At 70.3% G+C, this 8418-nt stretch carries 10 protein-coding genes; 8 read left to right on the forward strand and 2 right to left on the reverse strand.

The window, feature by feature from the left end; translation table 11 throughout:
- Positions 1-102: 102 nt before the first annotated feature.
- Positions 103-234, reverse strand: coding sequence for a hypothetical protein (locus tag ACFWBW_RS40990; protein WP_385384769.1), 132 nt, complete (start codon positions 232-234; stop codon positions 103-105).
- Between the two features lie 226 nt (positions 235-460).
- Here ACFWBW_RS40990 and ACFWBW_RS40995 point away from each other — a divergent pair, with 226 nt between their 5' ends.
- The 8 genes from ACFWBW_RS40995 to ACFWBW_RS41030 all read left to right on the forward strand — a co-directional run bounded on the left by ACFWBW_RS40995 (position 461) and on the right by ACFWBW_RS41030 (position 7756).
- Positions 461-766: a hypothetical protein gene (locus ACFWBW_RS40995; RefSeq protein ID WP_385384772.1), complete on the forward strand. Its 306-nt coding sequence runs from the start codon at positions 461-463 to the stop codon at positions 764-766.
- Positions 767-812: 46 nt separating this feature from the next.
- Positions 813-1799 carry an NAD-dependent epimerase/dehydratase family protein gene (locus tag ACFWBW_RS41000; RefSeq protein WP_385384774.1) on the forward strand — a complete coding sequence of 329 codons (987 nt, stop codon included), beginning with the start codon at positions 813-815 and terminating at the stop codon, positions 1797-1799.
- A 775-nt stretch (positions 1800-2574) separates the two neighbouring features.
- A complete protein-coding gene (locus ACFWBW_RS41005) occupies positions 2575-3081 on the forward strand; it encodes a hypothetical protein (RefSeq protein WP_385384777.1) in 507 nt (168 codons plus the stop codon).
- Positions 3082-3340: 259 nt separating this feature from the next.
- A complete protein-coding gene (locus ACFWBW_RS41010; protein ID WP_385384780.1) occupies positions 3341-4831 on the forward strand; it encodes a hypothetical protein in 1491 nt (496 codons plus the stop codon).
- A 46-nt stretch (positions 4832-4877) separates the two neighbouring features.
- On the forward strand, positions 4878-5216 hold the full coding sequence (locus ACFWBW_RS41015; protein ID WP_385384783.1) for a hypothetical protein: 339 nt from the start codon (positions 4878-4880) through the stop codon (positions 5214-5216).
- Positions 5217-5302: 86 nt separating this feature from the next.
- Positions 5303-5851, forward strand: a complete 549-nt coding sequence (locus ACFWBW_RS41020) for a hypothetical protein (RefSeq protein WP_385384786.1) — start codon at positions 5303-5305, stop codon at positions 5849-5851.
- A gap of 394 nt (positions 5852-6245) precedes the next feature.
- Positions 6246-6878: a class E sortase gene (locus tag ACFWBW_RS41025; protein ID WP_385384789.1), complete on the forward strand. Its 633-nt coding sequence runs from the start codon at positions 6246-6248 to the stop codon at positions 6876-6878.
- A 158-nt stretch (positions 6879-7036) separates the two neighbouring features.
- Complete coding sequence (locus ACFWBW_RS41030; protein ID WP_385384792.1) at positions 7037-7756, forward strand: class E sortase; 720 nt, start codon at positions 7037-7039, stop codon at positions 7754-7756.
- 160 nt (positions 7757-7916) lie between these two features.
- On the opposite strand, the gene ACFWBW_RS41035 is transcribed toward ACFWBW_RS41030, so the two are convergent.
- Positions 7917-8418: serine hydrolase (locus tag ACFWBW_RS41035; RefSeq protein ID WP_385384795.1), on the reverse strand; the 502-nt coding region annotated here is incomplete at its 5' end.

The following is an 8418-nucleotide window of genomic DNA, read 5'->3' on the forward strand; positions in this document are numbered from 1 at the left end:
TGTATATCGCCCACCATACCCTAGCGTTCTGCGCGAGCCAAACACCACTCCTTAGCCCCGACCCGGCGCCCCCCGACCCGGTGAACCTCCCCGGCCACAGCACTAGCCGACGACGCCTTCCCCGCCGAACGAGCCGCCACCCTCAAGGACGGAGCGGGAGTTGATCAGGGTGCTGCCCGCGGGGGTGGGCCCGTGGGCTCCGCCCGGCAGGGACCATACGGAATGCTCGCCCATCGCGCTGATGAACAGTGTCCGAACCTCAACCGGCAAGGTACGGACCCCAACCGGGGATCGTCCCCCTGCTCGGCGTGCCGTACCGCAAGACCACTCGCCCGTCCCACACCGGGCATAACCGGAGACTGGGCGCAGGCCAGGAGCGTCTGAATGCTGCACGATTCCGGGCGTCCAACGCCGCCGCCGGGGCCCGGTGATCGGGGTCTCCTCGTTCCGAGGCGAGGAGGTGGCCTTCCCCAACACCACAGACGTGGACGAGCTCGTGGAAGGGACCCGGGGCCTGGCGAAGGTCACCGTCCACGCTGCTGCGTACGCCTCCCTCGGCCTCGGCACCTTGGAGAAGGCCCACAACGCCGGCCTCCCGGCCTGGGGCCTGATCGTCGTCGACGCGGCGCACCGGACGCCGGGGCGGATCGGGAAGCCGTGGGCGGTCATCCACGACAAGACCCGGATCCCAGCGCTGCGACGGCTGTACATGACGGCCACGCCCCGTCTTGGGCGCCTTGGGAGGCGTGGGGCTGGTACGCCCTAGGCGAATCGTGGGCTCTCGGGGCTGGGGGCCGTGTATCAGTGGGTTCATGAAGATCTTGGTTCTGGGTGGGACGGCGTGGGTCGGGCGCGAGCTCTCGCGGCAGGCAGTGGAACGCGGGCATCACGTGTCGTGCCTGGCCCGCGGTGAGAGCGGCGGCGTCGCGGCCGGCGCGAACCTGGTCACGGCGGACCGTACTGACATGGCCGCGTACGAGGAAGTCTCGGGCCAGGACTGGGACGCCGTCATCGAGGTGTCCTGGCAGCCCGGCTTCGTCCGCGGGGCCCTGCGGGCCTTGGCCGAGCGGGCGGGTCACTGGACGTACGTGTCTTCGGTGAGTGCGTACGCCTCGCATGCACGACCCGGCGCGGATGAATCGGCACAGTTGCTCGCAGGCACGGAGCGGGACGAGGTGGGCCGCGACGAGTTCGGGCAGGCCAAGGTCGCCTGCGAGGAGGCTTCGGCGACCGTGCTCGGAGATCGGCTCCTCATAGCTCGGCCGGGTCTCATCGGCGGGCCCGGTGACCACTCCGGACGCTCCGGCGCCTGGGTCGCCCGAGCGGCCCGCGAGCCGCGGTCCTCGATGCTGGTGCCGGCTTCTTCGAGTCTTTCGACGCAGGTGATCGATGCACGGGACCTCGCGGCGTGGCTCCTCGACTGCGCGGAGAAGGGGACGACCGGGACGTACAACGCGGTCGGGCCGGCTGTGTCCCTGGGGGAATGGATCACTTTGTCGCGGGAGATCGGCGGACACACCGGGCCGGTAGTGGAAGCGGATGACGACTGGCTGCTGGAGCAGAAGGTCGTCGAGGCGATGGGTCCGGAGTCACTCGCCCTGTGGGTCGCCGACGCGGACTTCGCCGGATTCGGCGCGCGCAACGGCGCTGCGGCCACGGGCGCGGGCCTGCGTCATCGCACACGGGGAGAGCTGTTGGAGGACACCCTGCGCTGGGAACGCGCCCAGGGTCTGGACCGGCCCCGCCGGGCCGGCTTGAGCATGGAACGCGAGCAACAACTCCTGCAGGCACTGAAGTAACACAGCACCGAGGCGCCGCGCTGTCACCGGCCGGCTGTGCGTCACGCCGCCGACCCCCGCGGTGTGTGCGTCGGTGCGCAGGCGGATGACGTCGACAGCGGTGATACCTGGGCATGGATCGAAGCCTGAGTCACCAGAAGCACCCCACGACACCGGAGCGGGTACCTGAGCGCTGCGTGCTCAGGACCCAACGGCCTGCTGCGCTCCACCAGGATGGAGCCCGCTCCGCAGGCCCCCGAGTGCTCCCACGCTCGGCGCGGCAGGTGACCCCGTTTCACGGGGGCCGGGCCTGCGGCCTGTTGGGCGAGGCCGGGTCGGCGGTGCCGCCCGAGTCCGGGTCCGCTCCCCCACCAAGAGTCCTTCGGCTCCGCCTACAGGGACCATGGACGCCCTGGACCGGGCTCAGCCTCCTGCAGTCCGGAGAAGACGGCACCGACAAGATCGAACATTTGCATGTTCATGGTTGGTTGTGGTGAACCAACCGGTAGAGCAGCGCCACCAAAGGGGAACAATGAGAAGCAGTCAGAAGACCGCGGGGGCCGGGGCCGTCGTGGCCGTTGCCGTCATGATGCTCGCCGGATGCCAGAGTACTGACGCCGGGCGGGATGGCGGCACCGCGCAGGGTCCAGGGACCGGCCAGGGCGGTTCACCGGCCGGGACCGCGGTGGCAACCCCTCAGGGCCGGACTGCCCCACCACCCGCCGGTACCTCCTGCCCGCCCCTGTCCGACGACCAGACTGATGCCGCGAGTGCAGCCGACACGGCCTCGGCGGGCATGGGATGGGCCGATTTCGGCCCCATACGCCTGCCCGTTTCAAAGACCTCGGGCCCGGCGGTCACCGAGGGCCAGATCGCCCGCTGCTACGCGCGTACGCCGCGCGGCGCCGTCCTCGCGCTGGTGAACATCGGCGTCCGGGCTTCCAACGGCCCGGACTGGCGGAAGGTCGTCGAGCGGCAGGTCTTCCCCGACGCCGCGAAGGAGGTGTTCGAGCAGGGCACGGCGGCGAACCGCAGCGGCCAGCCCGACTACCCCGAGAAGTCGAACCGGATGGTGCCGGCCGGGTACAAGCTCGTCACCTTCACTCCGGACGCCGCCGTCGTCGACATCGCGTTCCGCAACCCGGGAGGCACCGTGACCACGGTGCTGATGACCGCGCGCTGGCACGAGGGGGACTGGAAGCAGCAAATGGCCCCCGGGGGCGGGGTGTCCGATTCCGTACTCAGCAGGTTCAACACCCACGGCTACATCCTGTTCCCACAGGAACCGGGCTCCAAAAGCTGAGCAACAACACGCCGGCCGACCGTGAGACCGGCCTCCAGCCGGCCGGGGGACGGAGCACCGGATGGTTGAGCATGCCTCCACGATGACGGCCGGCGGGCGCTCGGTCCCGAGTGCGGATGCTCGGATCCGGTGCGGGGGCCCTTTGAGTGGATCCGCCGCGTTCCACCTCAGGTCCGGGACCGAAATCGGCCGCCAATCACGCGACAGGGCAAGGGAGTTGTCCGTATCGTGGATCGACCACCACGGGGGAGGCGGCAGGATGAAGGCTGGTCGGGAGTTACCCACCCTCTTCCAGTACGGGGAGGAGTGGACGAGCCGCTGGCTCAGCGCGTCCGCGCACCTGGACGAGGAGTTCGCCCGCGCGACGGCGATCGAACTCACCGAGGACCGGATCAGGGCGCTCGGCCCGTCGCTCGGCGTCGACCTCGTCGCGGTGGCCCGGCACACCCGCCTCGCGGTGCGCCGCACGAACCTCCGCGACGGCCTGCTGGCCGTCCTGTTCACCGCCGGGGCGGGCTACCTGGCCGTGCTGGTCCACGGGATCCTGGCCGGACCCGTCGAGGCGTCGCTCGGTAGGTCCCTGCTCGGCCTCGTCGGGGTGCTCGCCGCTTCCTGGGGGCTGGTGCTGGTGGTCGAACACCGGGCCCGGGTGCTGGCGTTGAAAGTGATCGCCCTGGGCGGCCCGCCACCCGAGGGGCTCGCCCCGCCCCTCGACCCGGGCCTGGAGGAGCGGCTGCGCGAACAGGAACGGGCCAACGTGGCCCCGTACCACGAGGACGCCGAACGGACGAACCCCTTCGTCGGCAGCGGCGAACGCTTCCAGGAGCGGGTCTGGCACCCCATCGACATCAGCAAGCCCGCCAACGCCTCCGGCGGCGGGAAACTGAGCATCATCCCCTTCGACGTGCTCGACCTGCACGCCTTCGTCGAACAGGAGATGGGCAACATCGCCGGACTGGAAGGACTGCGGGCCGCCCACCGGCTCTACGTGCGCGGCCCCATGACCCTGCACGCCGGCAAGGACCTGCTCCCCGACCGGCTGAGACCGCCCCGTGCCGTGATCCCCGAGGACATGGTGCAGGCCGGCCTGGCCCGGCCCGGACTCGGCATGCGCACGTACCTGTGCCTGGAGCGGGTCGGCGACAGCGGCCGCGTCATCGTCTGCATGCATCTGCGTGCGCGTCTTCAGCACCCCAGCCTGACCTGGGAGGTGGCCGCCTATGTGGTTCCGCCGCTGCGCGACAGCTTCATGCGGGTACGGACCCTGCGACTCGACCCGTTCGGGCGCTGGTGGACCCTGTTCACCTTCACCACGGGCGCGTTCCTGCCCCTGCTGTTCAAGGTTCCGGCCCGGCTGCTGCGCCGGGCCTGGGACAAGTTCCTGCGCCGGTGGGACCTGGGGTACGCGCGCTGGGTCATCGGCAAGCGCCACATCGAGTACGACTACGGCGCCACCGGGAGCATCCGCGCGGAGGCGGCCGAGGAGCTGGAGCACATCGAGTTCTCCGACAGCACCGACGCGCTGGACTTCCTCCAGCGGCTCCAGCGGGGCGTGCTCACGGCGACCGAACAGTTCCTCAAGGCCCACCACGTGGACACCCGCTCCTTCGACCAGGCGCAGCGGGTCATCACACACCACAGCTACACCTTCCAGGGGCCCATCAACGGCCCCGGCATCTACGGGGACCACGGCACTTTCAACCTGCCCGGAGGCGCGCCTTCGCCGTCCCCGGAGCCGACCAAGCCCTGACCCCACACACACGGCACGCGGCACACGGCACACGGAGAGGAGCCCGATGGGCACGTACCACTTCCACGGGAACATCGAGGGCCCCGGCATCTACGGGGACCACGGCGTGATCAACATCGGCCGCCAGGAGCGCGAGGACGACGCCGCCCGGGTGCTGCGGCTGGCGGCGGAACTCGCGCAGCTGCTACGGACCGAGGGCGCCGCCCAGGAACGGATCGACGCGGCGTCGGACCTGGCCGGCGAACTGGAGCAGGCTGGGCAGGAGCAGAGACCGCCCGAGCCGGGGCAGGTCCGGCGCTGCCTCGAAACGGTCACCCTGGGCTTGGGCGCGGGCAGCGCGACCCTGGCCCTGGCCCAGGAACTGGGCCGTCTTCTCGGCGGCTGACGGCTCCCGAGGCCAAGCACGGCGAACAATTCCCTGGACCGACCAGCTGAACAGGTCCGATGGCTGCGTTGTTAGGGTCCGGTCCTGTGACTCTTTCGAATCCCGTAGCCAAAACCCGCTTCCTCGTCCTGCACGACTACGGGATGGGCGGTTCATGGTGGTGGGTCCACGCGCGGTCGGCCCGGGAAATCCTGGAAACGTTCGCGTGGACCGAGGTTGTCACCAGGCAGGAGTCGGTTACCTGGGCCGAGGGCAACAAGGTCGAAGAAGTCGACATCGATGCGCCACTCATGCCTCCAGGTCTGGACGACCTGCGGGCCGAACGCGACGCACAGCGCGGGCTTTCCGGCTTCGGCGCACTCGCGGACCGGAGCATCGTGTACGTGCGGCGTCACTGGGACGGTGAGGATGACGGCGGCCCGGTCTACCTCATGGAGGTTGAATCGGACGGGCGCCGGACCCGCGAAGTGGAGCTGGCTGAGGACGGGAGCGGCCGCATCAGGAGCGGACCTGACGACTGGCCCTTCAACCCGCCGGTCGTCGACTTCTTCGACCCGGAGTTGGCAGGTCAGGAGATCACCCGGGAAGAGTTCGAGGAGCAGTGGGAACGCGCCGTACCCGCTTCCGGCCTGTAGCCGCCCACGGCAGGTGACCTTGCTTGGATCGCAAACGGTCCAAGTCCCGTGGCAGGGAACACCCGACCCTTGCCGGCCCGGCAGTTGCCGTCACCATGAGGCGTAACCAGTGACGCCTCAGGCCGGGTTCAACACCAAGGCGCCGTTACCGTCCTCCAGGTCTGCCATGTTCGCCGGCTCCCGGTCGTAGTTGTAGTCATAGTCGTCCTGGCTGTGACATGTGCATATGCCACCCTCGTCCGTGAGCCGCTCGCAGCGATCGGCGTGGCATCTGTCCGGCCTCCTGGTGTCTCCTGTCGGACGCCACCCTGCCGTACCCGGCCCGTATGCGACCCTAGAAGGGCCAACCGGGCCTGTACGACCCCGCGCGGCCCGGCCGACCAGGGGTACCGCTATGTCCCAGCGCGCGTTCCTCGCCTCCCATTCCGTGCCGGCGGTGCTCACCGGCGCCGCCCTCGCCCTCCTGCTGACGATGCCCAGCGCGCCCGCGGCGGCGACCGGGCCGGCCGCAGCGGAACTCCCACAGTCAGCCGTACTGTCGATTCCGGCCATCGGCGTGTCCGGGCTGCCCGTGGTCCCGTACCGCGGAAGCCCCGACGACTCGCCGGGCACTCGGATCCAGGACCGGGGCGTGGCCGCCAGCCCGCATGGTCCCGCCGGTGGCGTCGGCCCCGGCGATGTGGGCAACTACATCGTCACTGGCCACCGCATCGTGGCGGGCGGGCCGCTACGGGCGCTGCCGTCACTGCCGACGGGCGCGTCCGTCGTCGTGACCTCCGGTGGTGTGACGTACGAGTACACGATCACCGCGACCCGGACGACCTCCTTCCGCTCCCAGTCCTCCATGGCCGCGCAGCGCGCCGCTGTCCCCGGCTTCCCCGATGCCGCCCCTACCCGCGCGATGATCACCGTGACCACCTGCCTCACGCCCGAGGACGATGCGGCAGGCAACCACTGGCGGGACGCGCAGAACAACCCCGAACACCGCATCGACAAGATCGGCGTCCTCACAGCAACCACGTCCTGACCTGTCCACACCGCGCGCCGTCCCGTACTCATGAGGGCGAAGGTCACAGGTCCGGCCCATATGAACCTCTTGCTCCGTATGTCACTCTGGCGGGCAAACCGGCTCGCGCCCCCGCCGCGACGACCCCGCCGACCCCGCCGACCAGTACGGAAACGCCCATGCCCCTGCAGTTCCCGTCCCGAGCCGTATCCGCCGCAGCGGCCGGCGCCGTGGTCGTCCTGATGGCGGCTTGCAGCACCACTCAGGCTGCCGCCGGCGCGGCGGTTCCCGCACCGCCGACGACGGCAGGGGCACCCGCTTCGGCCCCGGCCGCCACCGCCGCGCGGCCGTCCGAGCCATCGGTTACCTCCGTGCAGACCGAGGCCTCCGTCCTGTCCATACCCTCGGTGGGCATAACCGGGCTGCGCGTGCTGCCGTACGAGGGCACCACCGATGATGCGCCCGGCACCCGTATCCAGGACAAGGGTGTGGCGGCCAGCCCGTACGGGAAGCGTGGCGGAGTCGGGCCCGGCCAGGCGGGCAATTTCCTGGTCACCGCCCACCGCCTGTCGGCGGGCGGCCCGCTGCGCGACCTGCCCTCCGTGGCGAAGGGCGACTCGGTGCTCGTCACTGTGGGCGATGTGGTGTACACGTACGAGATAATCGCGAGCCGCAAGACATCCTTCCGGTCGGAGCGCTCGCTCAGCGAGCAGCGCGCCGCGGTCCCCGGAAAGCCGGGTGTGGCCCCGACCCAGGCCATGATCACGATCTCGACCTGCGCCACCCCGGAAGACCATGCCGAAGGCAACTTCTGGAGCGATGCCCAGGGCAATCCCGAGCACCGCATCGACAAGATAGGCGTGCTCCGCAAGACGACGGCATCGCCGGCTGCGGGATAGCGCCACCCAGCCCTCGTAAGAGCGCGGGCGGGGCCCTAGGCGTGCCCGGGAGGCGCTTTTCACCTGTTGCGTGACCATGCCGTACGCCATCGGGAACTGCATGGGCTGCGCCGGGACGGGTCGGCCTCCTCGGACGCGCCGAGACTGACCCGGCGCACCATTACGGCTTGGCGCACAGGGCCGCGTCCACCGCCCCTTGGAGGTGACGCAGGCTTGCGCCCTCGGCCGCCCAAGTCGTGGTGTAGACGGTCACCGTTCCGCGGCCCGCCGTGGCACGGCCTCCGCCCACCGAGTTGCCGGGGAGGTCGCCGCCGTGGCCCCAGTAGACGCCGCCGCAGCTGAGGGGGATCGAGGCGATGCCGTAGCCGTAGCGGCTACCCGCCGGGTAGACATCGCGACCACCGACCGCGGTGGTGTCCAGGGTCATCTGGCGCAGTGCCCAGTCGGGCAGAAGGCGGCCGCCGAACAGTGCGTCCCAGAAGGCGTTGAGGTCCTTGGGCGTGGAGACGAGGCCGCCGGACGCACCGAACTCATATCCGGGGAGCTCGGTCAGATCCATCCGGCCGGCCTCCGGGGCGGCGGGGTGGATGCCGTAGTTGCGGGCGTGCGGTCCGCGCAGAGCCAGCTCGCCGGGTGCGGGCCAGTAGGTGTCGTTCAGGTGG

The organism is Streptomyces sp. NPDC059957, from assembly GCF_042730015.1.
Classification (GTDB): Bacteria; Actinomycetota; Actinomycetes; order Streptomycetales; family Streptomycetaceae; genus Streptomyces.

Coding starts and splice junctions, on each gene's coding strand:
- ACFWBW_RS40990 (WP_385384769.1), bottom strand. CDS start 234: ATGGGCGAGCATTCCGTATGGTCCCTGCCGGGCGGAGCCCACGGGCCC.
- ACFWBW_RS41000 (WP_385384774.1), top strand. CDS start 813: ATGAAGATCTTGGTTCTGGGTGGGACGGCGTGGGTCGGGCGCGAGCTC.
- ACFWBW_RS41005 (WP_385384777.1), top strand. CDS start 2,575: ATGGGATGGGCCGATTTCGGCCCCATACGCCTGCCCGTTTCAAAGACC.
- ACFWBW_RS41010 (WP_385384780.1), top strand. CDS start 3,341: ATGAAGGCTGGTCGGGAGTTACCCACCCTCTTCCAGTACGGGGAGGAG.
- ACFWBW_RS41015 (WP_385384783.1), top strand. CDS start 4,878: ATGGGCACGTACCACTTCCACGGGAACATCGAGGGCCCCGGCATCTAC.
- ACFWBW_RS41025 (WP_385384789.1), top strand. CDS start 6,246: ATGTCCCAGCGCGCGTTCCTCGCCTCCCATTCCGTGCCGGCGGTGCTC.
- ACFWBW_RS41030 (WP_385384792.1), top strand. CDS start 7,037: ATGCCCCTGCAGTTCCCGTCCCGAGCCGTATCCGCCGCAGCGGCCGGC.